The organism is Gardnerella bivia, assembly GCF_049262715.1.
Classification (GTDB): domain Bacteria; phylum Actinomycetota; class Actinomycetes; order Actinomycetales; family Bifidobacteriaceae; genus Bifidobacterium; species Bifidobacterium vaginale_A.
The window spans coordinates 104,971-122,672 of sequence record NZ_CP058399.1; the positions used below are offsets into that span (position 1 = coordinate 104,971).

A 17,702-nucleotide genomic window follows, 5' to 3' on the forward strand; every position below is an offset into this window, starting at 1 on the left:
CAGGAAGACAAAAACAAGAAAGACAAAGACAGCAAGAAGAAACACTACAAGAAAACGCTACAAGAAAACACTACAATAGAACAAACGCAACAACACAAAAATATAAATAATAAGAATCGCCTATAAGCTACGCTCTAGGAAATGCTTGAGAATAACGTTTTTTTAGAGCTTCAATTGAAACATGAGTATATCTTTGAGTAGTTGTAAGCGAAGAATGACCTAATAATTCTTGCACTTCACGCAAATCAGCTCCACCATTAAGCATATGAGTTGCAGCACTATGTCGCAAAGAGTGAGGAGAAATATCTGGAACATGAGCTAGAGCAGCCATTCTATGAACTACTTCTCTAACTACCCTTTGATCTATCCTCTTTCCACGAGCTCCAACAAATAAAGCTTTTTCAGCAGTATCATTTATTTCACGACTCGATTCATGATTACGATTTTTCTTATTAAGCTCTATAACATCACCGTAACCTTTATTTGAAAAATTATCAAAACAATCTACTTTTACAAGCTCTCCTCGCCCATAAGTAGAAAGCCATTCTTGCAAAGCACGCGCAGCTGGTATACCAAATGGTATTACTCTCTGCTTATTGCCTTTACCTGTAACCTTAACTGTATTATTTTCAAAATTAACATCATTCAAGCTTAAAAGTACAAGTTCCCCAACACGCATACCTGTAGCATATAGAAGCTCTAACATTGCAGTATCACGCAAACGCAATGCCCTATCATGAGAAGATTTATTAGCTGGTTTAACAAAGTTACTAGAAGATTCACTATCAGAGTTACCAGAAGATTCATTAACAGAACTATCAGAGCCGTCAGAGATATCAGAATACTCACTATCAGACCCGTCAGAGATATCAGAATACTCACTATCAGACCCGTCAGAACCACTTGAAGATTCATTAACAGAACTATCCGAATTATCAAAATTATTAGAATTATCAGAATTATAAGAAATATCAGAAGATTTATTCTGCTCACTTAAATTTGAATTATTACATAAACTTTCATTCACAGAAAAAGACTTGAAAGAAACAGAATCACTTTGCGAATCCGCATAGTCCATAAGTCTTTTCGCAAGGGATTCATCTAATACATTTGGAAGAACATTTGCTATTTTAGGAGTACAAATAATTTGTGCAGGATTAGATTTTATGTTATTTGAATGCACACACCAATCTAAAAATCCGCGAATAGCTACTACTTTCCTCGCTAAACTAGAACGAACAACCTGTGAAGACTCATAAGCCATCCATAATCTAATATCGTTAGTTGAAAGTCTATTTAGTTCTTCTTCACCGCAATCTTCACACCATTTAAGAAATCGCTCAACATCTGAACCATACGCTTTAACAGTATGCTTACTTAAACCTTTATTGTTTGTAATATACGAACAATAATCTTCAAGAAGCTTACAAAATCGCATATTCTTCATAGCTTTCACCATTGATTAAATCTAATTTTTAATATTTAACTCAGCACTTTAATTGAAAGAATATATTATTTCAAAGGTTTTTGAAATCGCCTTTCTAAAATAGGTTTCCACCGAACTATTTCCGATGAGTCTATATACATTTCTTGAGCAGGACGAGAACCATTAGCAGCAGGATCTCGCATTATATGAAGAGTTACACCATCCCAATCAATCACATGACCAATAACGTCATAATATTCACGATGCTTACACTCAGATTCACCTGGAATATTTCTGATTTTGCAAGTTCTAACAACAATTCGAGCGCCCATAGGAATTACATCCGGAAGATTAAAACTATCTATAGAACAAGATTTATTTTGCGATTGCATAGATCACCACTTAACGCATAAATTTCAACATATTTGCGTTTTTTCTTACAAGAAATTCATATGAATATTTACTATCAACAAAAAGCTTGTTAGCAGCATAAAACTTTCCATCAAAAAAGTCTTTATTATTTGAAATTCCAATAATTTCTTCACCTTTTTTAGCAGAATTCAAAAGATTCTCGCGCCAAGAAGATGACGAATCACACTCACAAGAATCACACTCACAACCGTGCTCTAAATGCTTTTTTGAAATATTTTTACTTTTACTTAAACGCATAGCATACTTATATTCACGCCAAGCTTTAGCTTCATCAAAAAATTCTCGCTCAGCATCATCCGAATTTTGTGCAGAATCTTCTAACATACTTGCAGCTTTATCTAACTGCGCAATAAGCGAGCGCAAAAGTATTGACACATTATCTCTATCTTCGCTAACCATAGCACGAGTGCGCTGTGGATCAGTTAAAGATACACGCGTCATATCTCTCCAAGATCCAGCAGCGAGCTGTATTGCAATATTGCGATTAGGATTATTGCATAATACGTTTGCTAGCGCAGTAGCAACAACGTGAGGCATGTGAGATATTAAAGCAGCTGATTTGTCGTGAACACTATCGTTAATTACTATTGCTCTATTTTTACATACGTTAGTAATAACATGTAAAACATTTGCTACACGCCATAATTGCGTACAAGAGTCTACAGTCAATGCCCATAATGCACTATCTAAAAGTTCGTTGCAAGATGCTTCCCAACCACTAAACTCACTTCCAGCCATTGGATGTGCACCAACATAACAATCTGCAAGATTAGCTTCTTTTACTTGCTGTCTAACTAAACTTTTTACACTACCAACATCACTAAGTGTAGTAATAGATTTATCTATATTATGTTCTAATTGCGAAAGAACAATTGGCATAGAAGATAAAGAATTGCAAAGGAATAATACATTAGGCTTCTTCAGTGCAAGTTCTTTAACACTATCCACACATATAATTCCTAATTCTTTTGCTTGATTATACATTTGAGAATGTCGATTATATGCATACACAGTACAGTTTTCTTTAGCTAATCGTTTTGCTAAAGATCCACCTATAAGACCTAATCCCAAAATTCCTACGCTGAATGTTTCACTATTAGTGTTTAACATATTCACTCTATAATGTTTAATAATGTTTATTTACTACTTTTTAACTCCACCAAAACGACGATTTCGATGCTCATAACGCTCTATAGAACGCCACAAAGCTTCTCTAGTGTAGTCTGGGAATAATTCAGGAACAAAATCAAGTTCAGCATAAGATGCTTCCCACGGCAAAAAATTACTCGTGCGCTGTTCACCAGATGTACGAATAACTAAATCACAATCAGGAACATCAGGATTATATAAATGATCTGAAATCATTTTCTCCGTGACACGATCACCTTTGATTTTACCTTCTCGAACTTCTTTAAGAATAGATGCGCAAGCATCAGCAATTTCTGCACGACCGCCGTAGTTAATGCAAAAAATTACATCAATAGTAGAATTATTCTTCGTATATTCTTGTGCACGCTCTAATTCATCAATTACAGACTTCCATAATCGAGGACGTCTACCAGACCACCTGACTCTTACTCCCCAATCGTTCATCTGTTTTACGCGTCTACGAATAATATCCCTAGAAAATCCCATCAAAAAATGTACTTCTTGCGGAGAACGCTTCCAGTTTTCAGTTGAAAACGTATACAAACTCAAGTATCTAACTCCAGCTTCTATAGCTCCAGCAATGATATCGAATACAACTGGCTCAGCAGCTCTATGACCTTCTGTGCGAATCATTCCACGCTCTTGCGCCCATCTACCATTCCCATCCATAATTACGCCAATGTGACGAGGAACTGCATTTTTAGAAAAATCAGGTATGCGCGAAGGGTCGCTAAAAGGAGCAGCAGGAATATCTAAAGATGTATAATCAACATTTTCGCTAAGCATAATTATGAATCTAACAACTCCATTAAACGAACACAACACTCATCTAAAACAATAATTCATAATAATCAAAATAAATTATAAACACCATTAAATGAGCGAAATAAATTATCAATACTATTTTCAAGAAAAATTACTTATGCTACAGATTCATTTCCTCTCTTTGAGGATTAAGAAACTTCGGAAGACCAAGTAGTTTCATAATTAAAGATACAAGCACTGGAATAACAACCAATAATATAACTGAGCTTATCATCGAATACATGTAGTCAGAAACATCATAGCTAGATTTGAATAATATAATCAAAAAAACAAAATGAGTAAATACGTAAATAAATGAAGATACAAACGTTAAAATTATAGAACTTAAAATATTTGATCTTTTACGAATCATAAACTTACATTGCAAAATTTCTAAAACAATAGCAAAAATAACTGTCGGCACTATAGCATAAGCAATGAATTTCAAATACGAGCTAAAATCATGATTTTTGTAAATTATAAAGTCGAGAAATGCTTGAACCAAAAAAGTAGTTGCTATAGAACAAATAGAAGGTAAAATAACTGAATACTTTTTACGAAGCACTATTGCAAATGAGAATATTAGCGTAAACGGTAACAATGAATAAGAAGCCCATAAAAGGTTATCTATAAATAAAAACATAATTTTCGGCAGAGTGTGATAATAATGACGATAAAGATAATAAGAATTAAACGAATCATATAAAACTTTATTAGACAAATATGTAAAGCCAATAGAAACTACGCAAATAATAGCTAATAATATTTTTTCTCTTTTATTCCATGTAGAAGTATAGTATGTTTCTAAGCGTTCAGTTTCAGCATTTTGCCTATATCCATATTGAGAGCTGTTTTGATTATAAGTCATAGAATGCGAATAATCAGGCTTCTTATAACTAGACTGACAATTAAATTGCATCTGAGAATACTGAGATTGTGGATATTGAGCTTGATTATATTGAGCTTGATTATATTGAGCTTGATTATATTGAGCTTGTGGATACTGTTGTTGCGTCTGAGCATACTGAGCTTGCGCTTGAGCAAACTGCGGCTGATTAAATTGATTATAAGCTTGAGAAGACTGGTTATAATTTTGAGGTGCATAAGGCTGAGAAGGCTGGTTAAATTGCGCATTCTGCTGATTGAATTGCATCTGAGAATACTGAGATTGCTGAGGCTGCGCTTGAGGATACTGCGCTTGAGGATACTGAGCCTGAGGATACTGAGCTTGTGGATACTGCGAAGATTGACCGTGAAGATTTGAAGAATCTGAAGAAGGCGAAGAAGATTTAGGATCGAACGAAATACTAGCATCTGAATTCATAGATGATTCATAAGCACTAGAATCTTGTTGTTGTTTGAAACTATTATTGTTATCTTCATTAGAATAATTACTATTTTCAGGAGTATTATTCACTTGATTTTTGCTACTAAAATCATCAATACTATTATTGACATCGCTCATTTAAAACCTCCAAACTCAATGATCACAGTTATAAAATATTGTCATCACTTTCTGATCATAAATCAATCAGCTAGCGCAAATTATTACATAAATATGCAAATTATTACGCAAAACTATTAAACAAGTATACATTAGTAAAACATAAATTTACTTAAAACTGACTTAAAAAATCAGAACATAAAGAAAGAATTAAAACGTAAAAATACTACTTATTACTTACTTCTTAAACTAAAAACTATCCGAAAAATTCATAGAACGAATCGGACGTTCTAAATAATATTCACACCAAGATTTCACACAAGCAACAACAACATCATCTAAAGCACTTCCATCAAGATTATTCCAATCTCCTTGTATCAATGCACGAATTTTCTGGCGAACTTCATCATTACAACGTAAAGATTCACTAGAACAATCAGAAGCACAGGTAATACCACCAGAAGATGGACTAAAATAGCAAAGATTTTCATTCGTTCCGCACACAGCACAAGAATCAATACGTGGCAACCAGCCTGCAATACATAATGCACGCATAACATACGACATTCCTATTGTTTCAGGAGAATGTGCATTACGAGAAAGTGCAGATAAAGCAGCAATAAGCAATGCGTATTGTGAAGAAGAATCTTGATATGAATCACCAACAATATCGTCTACAACTTCAACCATTAGATTTGCATATTTATACAAATCATAGTCTGCGCATATAGATGCTGCATAGGCATACAGCGAAACAGCTTGCGAAATAACATCAAGAGATTTGCCTTTAGCAATCAACGTGCTAACGCGCATAAACGGTTCTAGTCTTCCGCCAAAACGCGATTTTAATTTCCGCACACCTTTTGCAACAGCCTTAACTTTCCCATGGTTACGAGTAAGCATAATAACTATACGATCTGCTTCACCAAGTGGAAAAGTTCTAAGCACTACCGCTTCATCACTATATACAGGCATATTTTCTTACTAAAAACACTTCCTAAATTGCCGTATATAATTTAGGATCGAATCTAATTATTCTCGCTATCTGAAGTATCACTATCCGAAGAGCTGTCGAAAGAGCCTAACTTATTCATTATTGGGAAAGATAAGTCAGGTATATCTAAATTAAGGCTTCGACTTTGCTCAAAATTAAGCGAAGAATGATCCTCACTATTAGAATTCAAATCCGAATTTGAGGAATCAGAAACTAAAGGCTCAGAAACTAAAGGCTCAGAACTGCTTTTCTTAGGAGCAGGAGGAAAAGCTGGAGGAAGTGGAGCAGATGACTTATTAACATTAGACAATACAGTTGCGCTTTGGACCATATCGTCATCTGTATCAGAATTATCATCATCTGAATCATGTTCAACTGGAGCAAAAATACTTTGCTTTTCAGGAACAGCTCCATTAGCCAAATCACTTAACGAAGAAGATACTACAGGATTTTCTTTATCTAACTCAGCATTAGAATCACCAAAAAGATTAGATGCGCTTAGTGCAGCTTCAACAGTTCCTTCAGCATTAGCACTAGAGGAAGTAGGAGCAAATGATGGCAAACTAGATACATTTTTTTCACTAGATTCAGCTGAATTATCCTCACTATTTTTTACTAAAGAAGACAAACCAAACTCAGAATCAGATTTCTCTTCTGAATTAGAATCCTCATAAGAATCAGCAGCGTTCACATCTAAATCATTAGAAATACGGTCATAAGACTCAAGCTTACTTAATACGCGAACACAAGCATTCAAATAATAATCAACTTGACGCTCATCATATCCGCGCTTACCTTTACGTTGTGTAAAAACAATATCAGACACAAATTCAGACTCAATTTCATTAAGAATATCTTCTTCAGTATCCCATGAAGGAGCACGACCCAAAGAAACAGCTATTTTATCTAAAATCTGATTAACCAACTCATCTACTTGAGTACGATCATATGAAGGACGCTTATCTTCGCCTGGAGCAAAACGTTGACGCTCAGCGCGCTTAGCATGCTTTAATAAAGTGCGATAAATATCTTCAAGTTCTGCTTTCCAAACAACTCGACCTCGATGAGAAATATCATACTCAGTGATTTTATCTACTACAGCATTTTCTAAACGAGATAACGCAGCATCAACTTGAGAAATAACATATCCATTGCGTTCCAAATCAAAAGATACTTCTTGAATATCTTTCTGAGTCAATTCCATATCGTTGCTCACATACGATTTGTGAGCACGCTCAAGAAATTCATTTACTTGCGATACATTATAACCGAACTTACGCTTTCCAACTCGTTCCATACTGGAAGTATTACGAGAAGTATTGGTGTTCTGAGCCATCGACGATTGACCTCCTGAGCGAATAATCCTATTTGCTATACTTTACGCGACTGTTTCGACTCGCGCCACAACACATGCTCGAGTATTATTATTAGCATGCTTAAATTTCCTTGTATTACGCACATTATAAAAGACAATTTTGAAAAATTAGTTACGATTATTAAATCATGCTCGAAATCAGTTTATTGTTACTTTTCATACCACTCGATTAGGTATTTTATTGGAATAGCAGCTGTAATACTTGCAATATTTGCACTGATTCTTCCGAGCGCTTACGTAATTGAAGAACCAGGGCCTACACAAGACGTAATGGGTAAAATCGATGGATTAGAAGTTATAAATATAAAAACAGATGCATCAAAAAAATCTGGAAAATTACTATTGCTTACAGTTGGAATTTCAGGCGTACCAGGATATGAAACATCAACATTGAACGCTATTACATCTTGGCTTAACCCAAATCGCGATGTTCTTCCACGCGAATTGATAGTTCCTATTGGTCAAACAGCAAATCAATACGAAGAAGAATCAGAAAATGAGATGAATTCATCTCAAGATAGCGCAATAAAAGCTGCAAAAAATAAAGCTAAAGAACTTGGATTATCTGCTGAAGGCAAAAAAATATCTCTACATGTAGAAGATATAGGCGGACCTTCTGCAGGAATGATATACACTCTCGGAATACTAAATAAGCTATCTAAATACGATATAACAGGCGGAAAAGTAATTGCAGGAACAGGCACTATTGACGAGAAAGGAAACGTTGGAGAAATAGGCGGAATACGCCTAAAAATGATAGGAGCAAAACGTGACGGAGCAACTTGGTTTTTAGCGCCAGAATCTAATTGTGACGAAGTAGTCGGACACATACCAAATGGAATGAGAGTTGTAAAAGTCGCAACGATTGACGAAGCATTGAAAGCTTTAGAAGTTATTAGATCTGGAAAAGACGTGAACAATCTTCCGGCTTGTAGATTAAGAAAATAAAATGTAATAAAAGTGAAAAATAAGCAAAAGTAAAAAATATTACGACACAACTTGACTCTAGTACATACCATAATGTATCTTGTTTCAAGCGGGCGATTAGCTCAGCTGGCTAGAGCGCCACCTTTACACGGTGGATGTCGGGGGTTCGAGTCCCTCATCGCCCACAATTTCCGCTATTGATTATTGGTCACAAAATTTTTTATTCTGAAATCATTTATTCTGAAATTTTTTATTTAAATTATTTTCGCAACTATTTTTAGGAATTATTATCTATTTTTATAATTCTTATTCTTAACATTTATTCAAGCTATTTGAACTATTCGAACTATTTAACTATTCAAGCTATTCAAACTATTTAAACTATTTGAACTATTTAAACTATTTAACGTTCTGCTCTACGAATCAACATTCCGGGTTCGAAAATAATAATTGACCTTCCACGACGTTTAATCCATCCTCGATTAGAAAAATCCATCAAAGCTTTATTAACTGTTTCACGAGAAGATCCAACTAATTGAGCTAATTCTTCTTGCGTTAAATCATGCTGAACTAATAATCCTTCACGAATAGGCTCGCCAAATCTAGAAGCTAAATTCAATATAGTCTTAGCTAAACGCGCTGGAACATCCATAAACACTAAGTCGGAAATATGTTCATTATTTGCACGAAGTCGTGCAGCTAAAACTTGTAACATGCTCACAGCAACCATAGGATGCTTACCAATCCAAGCAAAAAGCACATCGTGTTCCACCCACAACACAGACGTATTATCTGTTAGCGCAATTGCAGATGCAGTACGCGGACCACCTGCAGGATCAAAAACTGGTATTTCACCAAGAATTTCACCATGAGTGTGAATACTTAAAAGTTGAATACGATTATCACGAGAATGTCTTACAAGCTTAACGCGACCACGCTCAAGAAGATACATTCTGTGATCTTTATCTCCCTCATTAAAAATCACATCACCTTTAGAAAACACAGATTGCCTTAAACTCTCAAATAGCTCACGAGCTTCATCTAAAGGAACATGCTTAAACAAAGTAGTGTGAGAAAGAGGCAAATCTTCCGTTGCGATATTAAAATTACTCTTCTTTAATACCACTTTTACCTCCAATATTCGTAAGCAGCTATCTTCATTGGGCTACTTTGACAACTCCATAAACAATTATATATAACCACCATCTATTTTAATACATTTTTCAATCACTTATTGACAGATTCGACATAAGTCATCTACACATGATACAGGATAATGGATATAACATTATAATGCATTTTATTATTCAAACAAATAATTCATAGTTTTTTGACAAAATACTCTTTGCTATTAGTTAGGCAGAGATTTAAGATTTTTCGCCCTGAATGAGATGAACCTCAGCACGAAGTGGTGATTCATCGAATGAAGAAGAAAAATTGAAAAATCTCGGTGATTAGCCGAAGATTAAAAGACTAAACATGCAAAGAGCTCTCGGAGTTTCTCTTAGAGCAATGTAAAAATCTTGCGATGAGAGAAACTCCGAGAACTCAGCAACAACAAATAGGAAAAATTCTATAAAACTAATTTATAAACTTACTTTCATAGCATCAAGACACCAAGCATTTTCATAAGATACTTCTTTCCAACTATTGTATCTTCCAGAAGTTCCTCCATGACCGCCGTCTGTTTGTATATACGCTATAGCGTCAATTCCAGATTCCTGTAAACGAGCTAACCATTTAATTGGCTCTGTAACAAGAACTCTAGTATCGTTCATAGAAGTAGTAATCAATATTTTTGGAAAATGATTCAAAGTATTTCCACAATTCTCACTCTTAGAATTACTTGAAAATTCAGGAATATTTTCGTAAGGAGAATAAGATTTCATATATTTATAATCTTCAACATTGTCTAAAGGATCTCCCCATTCATCCCATTCAGTTACAGTCAAAGGCAATGAAGTATCCAACATAGTTGTAAGAGAATCAACAAAAGGCACATCGGCTTCTATTCCAGAATAAAGATTAGGAGCCATATTTGCCACAGCTCCCATAAGAAGACCGCCAGCAGAACCTCCATTTGCAACAGTTTGTTCACAAGACGCATATCCTTGTTCTTGTAATGAATAAGTTGCATCAATAAAATCTTCAAAAGTATGCTTTTTATTACGTCGTCTACCTTGTTCATACCAAGCTCGACCCATTTCTCCACCGCCACGCACATGTACTTGCGCATACAAGACTCCGCGATCCAATAAACTTAATCTAGAAACACAAAACGCTGGATCTGAACTTATTTCATAAGCACCATAAGCAGTTATAAACATAGCGTTTGTATTAGCTACAGTATCGCGATTCCACACCAACGAAACAGGAACACGCTCACCATCTCTAGCAATAATCCAAACTCTGCGTTCAGCATAGCGATTCTCATCAAAATCGCCAAGAATTTTACCTTTTTTTAAAAGTCTATCTTCACCTGTTATTGGATTTAATTCACGCAATTGACCTAAAGTAGCATAACTAGAAAAAGCATAACGTAAACATGGAGCTTCGTAAGAGGGGTTTCCAACAGGGTAAATAGAATACAACCTATTAGCATTTACATCTTTTTGCGAGATTGTTTGAAGTTTTACTCTTGTTTGAAAACTAGAAGAATCTTTAGCAGAAGAGTTAGCAGAAGAATCTTTAACAGAAGAATTAGCATAACTTTCAGTTGAAGATTTATTGGAATCAAAGCATTCAGCGTCAAATGAAGAACACTCAGCAAAGTCAGAACACTCAGCAGAATCTAAAATATTATTTACACAAATTTCTCTAAAATTCCACGGTCTTGCGTCAAGAAAATCTTTAACAGCTTCAGCCTTAGACACAACAGCCAAATGAGGCAAGCCATTTGCACGATAAGTTATCAATGCATAATTTTTATACATAGATAATCCATCAATACTTAAACCTACGCATCCTTGCATAATACTTGGATTTTCAGCAACAAAATAAGGAGTGCTAATTGGCATATTAGAAGCATCATGAATGACTTCATCACCTTTTTCGCATCCGTAAGGAGATCCAGAAGCAATACAAACTCCATCTCCAATATCGTATGGCATATTCTTACAAATAATGTCAAAATTATTTGAGTAAGAATTATTTACAGGATTGCGCATATCAATAACATCAATCTCAAAATTAGGATTACGCGCATTATGGTTAATAATAACTAAAGGAATATCTTCACCATCTTCGCCACCATGCTCAAAACAAGCAAAAGATACATCGTACTCAACTCCATCAATAGGATTAACAACCATGCGAAAATCGTCTTCTGGAGAACTTAAAGGAGTTATAAGCACTTTAGAAGTAGTCTTGGAATCACTACAAATTACTACATACCTATCATCAAAACTAATAGATGCATTTACCCAAAATCGCTCGTCTAATTCCTCATAAACTTTTACATCACTACTTGTTGGTTCTCCTACTTTATGCCTGAAAACTTGATATGGACGCCATGCATCATCTAATCGCACATACCACACCCATTTTCCATCAGGAGAAAGAGATGCAGAAGAAATACCTTTCCAAGAATCATCTAATTGAGTATAAGTGACAGTTCTACGCTTTGAGGATGCAAATTCTTCAATGTGAAGATCGCGAATATAGTAGTCATATCGCTCGTCTCCATGAACATCTATTCCATAGAGCATGCGCATACCGTCTAAACTTACATCCATCCCACCTAGTCTAAAAAACGATGAATTAGTAATATTGGCTTCTAAATTTGCATCAAAAATAACTTCTTCATAATCTGTAGTTCCAGGTTCTGCTTTTTCATCAATTACAGGTGCAACCCAATCATCATCTTTAATAACTGGAATTCTGCACTGAATTGCATACTGACTCCCTTCACAAGTTCGCACATAATACCAATATCCATTCATTCGAGTTGGTACAGACATATCTGTTTCTTGTACTCTTGACTTCAATTCTTGAAATAATTTTTTACGCAATCCACTTAAATGCGCGACTTTAGACGAAGTGTACTTATTTTGAGCATCAATATATTTACGAACAACAGGATTATTACAATCCTTCATCCAAGCATAATTATCTATAAAAATATCACCATGATATTCACGTTTTTCTGGAATTTTTTCAGCCACAGGAGGATTAACAGAATTATTTTCATCACATTTGGCACTAGAGTCACAATCGCAAGTATTAAAAATATCCATATTTTCTTCCACTCTTAATCCCCAACAACTTAAACTTTCAATATTTTGACCTATAAAAGAGCATTTTACAATAAATCAGCACCAATCGGAGCTATAGGCAAAACAAAATTTACAGTTGTACCTTGATTAGGCTTACTCCACAAAGTAATCCAACCATTATGTGTTAATGCAACATGCTTCGCAATTGCCAACCCTAGACCAACACCGTCTTGACTATTATCGTTTTGATTACTAGAACGATAAAAACGTTCAAAAATACGCGATTGATCGCATAGCGGAATTCCAACACCGCAATCTACTACTTTAATAAGAGCATATTTTCCACTCCCTGACACAGATGTTTTAATAGAAACAACGCCATTCTTATGAGAATAAACAATAGCATTTTCGACTAATTTACGAATAGCAGTACAAATCTGATTTTCATAACCTAAAACTTTCAAAGAAGACTCAGATTGGACTCTAATTTTCACACAACAATTTGCAGCTAAAGAAACAACCTGATTTTTAACTTCATCAATAATATCTTTAACAGATAAAATACTTGAATCATTAGGATTTATAGGATCTTGAGCGCTGATTAAAAGCAACAAATCTTCTAACATATGTTCAAGACGCTTAGACGATTTATTTGCGAGCGCAGCTACATTTTTTATTTTCTCTTCGCTTACATCACTTACACGCTCAAATTGCAAAACTTTAGTCAAATTTGAAATCATGCGAGTAGAACTTATAAGCTGATCAGAAACATTAGATATAAAATCTTCACGAGTTTGAGCAAAACGATGAGCAGCACTAGTATCTTCAATAATTACAACAATCAAGCCATTTCCAATACTTCCAACCGTAACATTAAGCCAATTAGGTCTAGTTACTGTTGATAAAGCAGATGTTTTACAATTCTCACAATTATCTCTAGACTCATAAGAATCGTGATCTAAGCTAAAAACATCATCTTGAACATCAATATATCTGTCAGGAGTAGAAGTAACTAAATTAAAACGCTCACATGTTCCAGAAGAACGAACATTATTAACTGCACGTATTACTTTTGGCTCAACAATCGAATCATCATCAGCAACAACTCCAAGCATATAAGCTTCAAAGCTTGCACGAATCACATCATTTTCAGAATCAATTACAATAGTTGGAGAATTGAGCATAGCCAAAACTTTAGAAGCATCTTCGCTAATATCATCTGCGTTCGAGGAAGAATCATAAGGAATATTATTTAGATTTGCTTTAGAAAATCTAAAAGATTTTAATATAAAACACTTAAATCTAGAAAAAAATTGAATAATGCAATTAGAGAGGGGCAAAAACCAATCCGATATAAGCATAAACAAAGCTAACAAGACGCATACAACAACAACGCCAAATACTATAAACACAACAGTTGAAGAATCTTGAGGCATATTTTTATAATCTCATATTTCTCACGTTTTAGTAACACTAAATAAAATATATTGTAATTCTTGTATCTCAGTTAATAAAATCCTAAGACAAATTAGAAACTTTTAACAATTCACTCTAAAAAATCACAATCTTAGTTGTAAGCGTCACTTATAATTAGATAGAGCGCTTGCAAACAATTACGCGAACAAGAAAGGACACACCATGAGAGTGATTTTCAACGAAGAGATGAAAGCCGTGGCTAAAGACTTAGAACGCATGGCTGAGCTTGTAGCAAAAGCCATGAACGATTCTGGAAACGCGTTAGTTAAAGCAGATATAGATCTTGCACAAGAAGTCATAGACCAAGATATAAAACTTGATGCACTAGAAGATAGAGTAATTGACCAATGCTTAACTTTGCTTGCAAGACAAAATCCAGTTGCAACAGATTTGCGAGAAGTTGTAGCAACAATGCGACTAGCAACTACATTCGAACGCATGGGAGATCTAACAAGCCACGTAGCACAAATTACAAGACGAACTTGGCCTGATTCAGCAATACCTGAAGAAGCTAAAGATACTGTCACTTCGATGATCGATTTTCTGCACGTGCTTTCTGGACGACTAACAGATATGCTTTCAAAGCATGATGTCGAAATTGCAAATGCAATAATAGATAGTGACGATACACTTGATAAGTTGCACGAGAAGATTTTCTCAACTGTTGAAAGTGATTCTTGGCATGGAACGCGTAAACAACTTATTGATTTAGTTTTACTAAGCAGGTTTATTGAGCGTATTGGAGATCATTGCGTAGCTGCAGCAAGGCAAGTAGTGTTTATTGTTTCAGGTTTCGATCCGTCTAAGAAGCCAGAGCCAGATAAAGACACGATTGTTGAATAAAGAGTTAATTACTAAATAACTAAAATACAAGCAAAATACAAAAAAGTAGGTCTGCAAAGCTTGTTTTACAGACCTACTTTTTTAAAATAATAACAGACTATTACTTTTGACCTTGAGCAGCAACAGCAGCAGCGCCAGCAGCAGCAGCTTCTGGATCCAAGTATTCACCACGAGGCTTAATTGGCTTAAAGTTTTCATCCAACTCGTAAAGCAAAGGAATAGCTGTAGGAATATTAACCTTTGAAATCTCTTCCTCGCTCAAGCCATCAAGCATCTTAACAATAGCGCGCAAGCTATTGCCATGAGCTGCAATCATTACAGTCTTGCCTGACTTAAGTTCTGGAATAATATCGGACTCCCAATAAGGTGTCACTCGAGTTACAACATTTGCCAAAGCCTCAGTTTCTGGGACTGGCTCCCCTGCATAACGAGGATCATTAGATTGAGAATATTGATCGTTTGAATCAATCTCAGGAGGTGGAGTTGCGTAAGAACGACGCCAAATCATAAACTTCTCATCGCCATATTCTTGACGAATTGCAGACTTGTTCTTACCTTGCAAAGCACCATAGTGACGCTCATTCAAACGCCAGCTCCTGCGAACTGGAATCCAAAGGCGATCTGCTGCATCAAGAGCATAATTTGCTGTATTGATAGCTCTACGAAGCAAAGAAGTGAACACGATGTCTGGAAGAACATTCTTCTCTTTAAGAAGCTCGCCACCATGCTTAGCTTCCTCAACACCTTGCTCAGTCAGCGGTACATCAACCCAACCAGTAAACTGATTGGTTTTATTCCATGCGCTCTGACCATGTCGGAGCAATACTAATTTATATGTCATAATTACCTAGTCTATTCGTTTCGTACGACTACTTGCATTAAATTTTGCATCAACTAGCGCAATGGCTTTACAAGTGGGAATGTAATAGTTTCGCGAATAGTTGCACCAGTAAGCGCAATAAGCAAACGATCAATACCCATGCCCATTCCGCCTGCAGGAGGCATACCAACACCAAGAGCTTCAATGAAGTCCTCGTCAATATCCATTGCTTCAACATCTCCAGCCAAAGCATCCTTAGCTTGAGCAACAAAACGTTCTCGCTGAACAACAGGATCATTAAGCTCTGAATAGCCGGTTGCAAGTTCGAATCCACGAACATACAAATCCCACTTCTCAACCATTCCAGGCTTCGTACGATGACCCTTAACAAGCGGGCTTGTTTCAACTGGGAAGTCGCGCACAAATGTTGGCTCATAAAGCTTATCCTCGTAGAAATGCTCCCACAAGTGCTCAACCAACTTGCCGTGATTCTCAACTTCATCGCGCTCAACGCCGAGTTTATCTGCTAGTCTGCCTAAATGCTCAACAGAAGTTTCAGGAGTAATCTCTTCACCCAAAGCCTCGCTAAGCGAACCATACATTGTAATTTGCTTCCACTCGCCACCGAAATCATATTCTTCGCCGTTAAGCAAAGTAACTTTAGTAGATCCGAAAGCGTCAATCGCAGATTTTTGAATCAATTCTTTAGTAAGTTCTGCAATCGTATCGTATGTTCCATAAGCTTGATAAGCCTCAAGCATCGTAAACTCTGGAGCGTGAGTTGCATCCACACCTTCATTTCTAAAATCACGATTGATTTCGAACACTCGCTCAATGCCACCAACCAAGCAACGCTTCAAGAAAAGCTCAGGAGCAATTCTCAAATAAAGATCAATATCAAAAGCGTTCATATGAGTAGTAAATGGTCGAGCTGCAGCGCCACCATGAACAGTTTGCAACATTGGAGTTTCAACTTCCAAGAAGTCATGACTGTCGAAGGTGCGACGAAGAGAAGCAACAGCGCGAGAACGCTTGCGAACCATATCGCGAATCTTCTCATCTGCAATCATGCCAATATAAGGCTTACGTGTGCGAGTATCATCACTCAATTCCTTATGCAAAGCAGGAAGAGGTTGTAAAGCCTTAGCAGCAATCGCCCATTCGGTTACAAATACTGACAACTCGCCTGTTTTTGAAGAAATCACACGACCACGCACATACAAGTGATCGCCTAAATCAACTATCTGCTTGAAGCTTTTAATGGATTCATCGCCAATTTCCTTCTTAGAAACCATAGCCTGAATCGTAGTTCCATCTCCAGCAGAAAGTTTCACGAAACACAATCCACCTGCATTACGCAAGAAAAGAACACGACCTGCAATACCAACCTCGGTATCAGTTTCTTCGCCAGCTTGAAGCTTACCGTCAAACTGCTTACGAACATCATCAATAGTGTCCGTAACATTAAGATGAACTGGATAAGGCTGCACACCTTCCTTAAGCATCATCGCACGCTTAGCAACACGCATTTGCACTTGCTCAGGATGCGCAAGTGGACCAAATTCCTTGTTACTTGGGTCTATTGCTTCATCAAGCGTTGCACCTTCATCAACTCGCTTAGCAATTGCTTCATCTTGTGCAAGCAGCATCTCAGCGCGCTCAACGGTGCCCATTTCATTTGTGTTATCTGTTTCTTCGTCTTCTGCAGCGTTTTGTACGGCAGGCATTGCAGTATTCGTGTCAATCATAATCGTTAAGTGTAGTCAAAAGGGAATACAGCATGAAAATATAGAAATAA

General features: G+C 36.1%; 13 protein-coding genes, 1 tRNA gene and 2 pseudogenes. 3 read left to right on the forward strand and 13 right to left on the reverse strand.

Annotated features, from left to right (window positions below):
• Positions 1-127: 127 nt before the first annotated feature.
• The 8 genes and pseudogenes from HXT27_RS00615 to HXT27_RS00650 form a co-directional block, all read right to left on the reverse strand.
• Positions 128-712 (reverse strand): annotated as a pseudogene (locus HXT27_RS00615) (tyrosine-type recombinase/integrase); the annotation flags it as partial.
• A gap of 477 nt (positions 713-1,189) precedes the next feature.
• Positions 1,190-1,459 (reverse strand): annotated as a pseudogene (locus HXT27_RS00620) (site-specific integrase); the annotation flags it as partial.
• A 53-nt stretch (positions 1,460-1,512) separates the two neighbouring features.
• Positions 1,513-1,818, reverse strand: coding sequence for a DUF6725 family protein (locus HXT27_RS00625; protein ID WP_199172747.1), 306 nt, complete (start codon positions 1,816-1,818; stop codon positions 1,513-1,515).
• Positions 1,819-1,828: 10 nt separating this feature from the next.
• Positions 1,829-2,968, reverse strand: coding sequence for a prephenate dehydrogenase (locus HXT27_RS00630; protein WP_422113161.1), 1,140 nt, complete (start codon positions 2,966-2,968; stop codon positions 1,829-1,831).
• A gap of 33 nt (positions 2,969-3,001) precedes the next feature.
• Positions 3,002-3,793 (reverse strand): isoprenyl transferase, encoded by a 792-nt coding sequence (locus HXT27_RS00635; protein WP_075523987.1) that lies wholly within the window; start codon positions 3,791-3,793, stop codon positions 3,002-3,004.
• Positions 3,794-3,932: 139 nt separating this feature from the next.
• Positions 3,933-5,276 (reverse strand): Yip1 family protein, encoded by a 1,344-nt coding sequence (locus HXT27_RS00640; RefSeq protein WP_422113162.1) that lies wholly within the window; start codon positions 5,274-5,276, stop codon positions 3,933-3,935.
• A 228-nt stretch (positions 5,277-5,504) separates the two neighbouring features.
• Positions 5,505-6,230, reverse strand: a complete 726-nt coding sequence (gene recO, locus HXT27_RS00645; RefSeq protein ID WP_075523989.1) for a DNA repair protein RecO — start codon at positions 6,228-6,230, stop codon at positions 5,505-5,507.
• 53 nt (positions 6,231-6,283) lie between these two features.
• Entirely contained in the window at positions 6,284-7,585 is a 1,302-nt protein-coding gene (locus tag HXT27_RS00650; protein WP_297643436.1) for a DivIVA domain-containing protein, read from the reverse strand.
• A 96-nt stretch (positions 7,586-7,681) separates the two neighbouring features.
• Between HXT27_RS00650 and HXT27_RS00655 the strand changes: the two genes are divergently transcribed.
• Both HXT27_RS00655 and HXT27_RS00660 read left to right on the forward strand, forming a co-directional pair.
• A complete protein-coding gene (locus tag HXT27_RS00655) occupies positions 7,682-8,572 on the forward strand; it encodes a S16 family serine protease (protein ID WP_422113163.1) in 891 nt (296 codons plus the stop codon).
• A gap of 90 nt (positions 8,573-8,662) precedes the next feature.
• Positions 8,663-8,736, forward strand: a tRNA-Val gene (locus HXT27_RS00660).
• Positions 8,737-8,954: 218 nt separating this feature from the next.
• On the opposite strand, the gene HXT27_RS00665 is transcribed toward HXT27_RS00660, so the two are convergent.
• The 3 genes from HXT27_RS00665 to HXT27_RS00675 all read right to left on the reverse strand — a co-directional run bounded on the left by HXT27_RS00665 (position 8,955) and on the right by HXT27_RS00675 (position 14,201).
• On the reverse strand, positions 8,955-9,677 hold the full coding sequence (locus tag HXT27_RS00665; protein ID WP_422113164.1) for a Crp/Fnr family transcriptional regulator: 723 nt from the start codon (positions 9,675-9,677) through the stop codon (positions 8,955-8,957).
• Positions 9,678-10,137: 460 nt separating this feature from the next.
• Positions 10,138-12,786, reverse strand: a complete 2,649-nt coding sequence (locus tag HXT27_RS00670; protein ID WP_103043549.1) for a S9 family peptidase — start codon at positions 12,784-12,786, stop codon at positions 10,138-10,140.
• 65 nt (positions 12,787-12,851) lie between these two features.
• The gene (locus HXT27_RS00675; protein WP_103043504.1) at positions 12,852-14,201 is read right to left on the reverse strand and encodes a sensor histidine kinase; all 1,350 of its coding nucleotides are present in this window, start codon (positions 14,199-14,201) and stop codon (positions 12,852-12,854) included.
• Between the two features lie 202 nt (positions 14,202-14,403).
• On the opposite strand from HXT27_RS00675, the gene phoU reads away from it, so the two are divergent.
• Positions 14,404-15,084 carry a phosphate signaling complex protein PhoU gene (phoU, locus tag HXT27_RS00680; protein WP_103043503.1) on the forward strand — a complete coding sequence of 227 codons (681 nt, stop codon included), beginning with the start codon at positions 14,404-14,406 and terminating at the stop codon, positions 15,082-15,084.
• A gap of 100 nt (positions 15,085-15,184) precedes the next feature.
• Here phoU and HXT27_RS00685 read toward each other — a convergent pair whose 3' ends face one another.
• Positions 15,185-15,925, reverse strand: a complete 741-nt coding sequence (locus tag HXT27_RS00685) for a phosphoglyceromutase (RefSeq protein WP_103043502.1) — start codon at positions 15,923-15,925, stop codon at positions 15,185-15,187.
• Positions 15,926-15,978: 53 nt separating this feature from the next.
• Positions 15,979-17,652 carry a lysine--tRNA ligase gene (gene lysS, locus HXT27_RS00690; protein WP_103043501.1) on the reverse strand — a complete coding sequence of 558 codons (1,674 nt, stop codon included), beginning with the start codon at positions 17,650-17,652 and terminating at the stop codon, positions 15,979-15,981.
• Between the last annotated feature and the right edge of the window lie 50 nt (positions 17,653-17,702).

Bases quoted from the DNA above. Each gene is read 5' to 3' on its own strand.
- HXT27_RS00630 (WP_422113161.1), bottom strand. From the start codon at position 2,968: ATGTTAAACACTAATAGTGAAACATTCAGCGTAGGAATTTTGGGATTA.
- HXT27_RS00655 (WP_422113163.1), top strand. From the start codon at position 7,682: ATGCTTAAATTTCCTTGTATTACGCACATTATAAAAGACAATTTTGAA.
- HXT27_RS00635 (WP_075523987.1), bottom strand. From the start codon at position 3,793: ATGCTTAGCGAAAATGTTGATTATACATCTTTAGATATTCCTGCTGCT.
- HXT27_RS00670 (WP_103043549.1), bottom strand. From the start codon at position 12,786: ATGGATATTTTTAATACTTGCGATTGTGACTCTAGTGCCAAATGTGAT.
- lysS (WP_103043501.1), bottom strand. From the start codon at position 17,652: ATGATTGACACGAATACTGCAATGCCTGCCGTACAAAACGCTGCAGAA.
- phoU (WP_103043503.1), top strand. From the start codon at position 14,404: ATGAGAGTGATTTTCAACGAAGAGATGAAAGCCGTGGCTAAAGACTTA.
- recO (WP_075523989.1), bottom strand. From the start codon at position 6,230: ATGCCTGTATATAGTGATGAAGCGGTAGTGCTTAGAACTTTTCCACTT.
- HXT27_RS00650 (WP_297643436.1), bottom strand. From the start codon at position 7,585: ATGGCTCAGAACACCAATACTTCTCGTAATACTTCCAGTATGGAACGA.
- HXT27_RS00640 (WP_422113162.1), bottom strand. From the start codon at position 5,276: ATGAGCGATGTCAATAATAGTATTGATGATTTTAGTAGCAAAAATCAA.
- HXT27_RS00625 (WP_199172747.1), bottom strand. From the start codon at position 1,818: ATGCAATCGCAAAATAAATCTTGTTCTATAGATAGTTTTAATCTTCCG.
- HXT27_RS00685 (WP_103043502.1), bottom strand. From the start codon at position 15,925: ATGACATATAAATTAGTATTGCTCCGACATGGTCAGAGCGCATGGAAT.
- HXT27_RS00675 (WP_103043504.1), bottom strand. From the start codon at position 14,201: ATGCCTCAAGATTCTTCAACTGTTGTGTTTATAGTATTTGGCGTTGTT.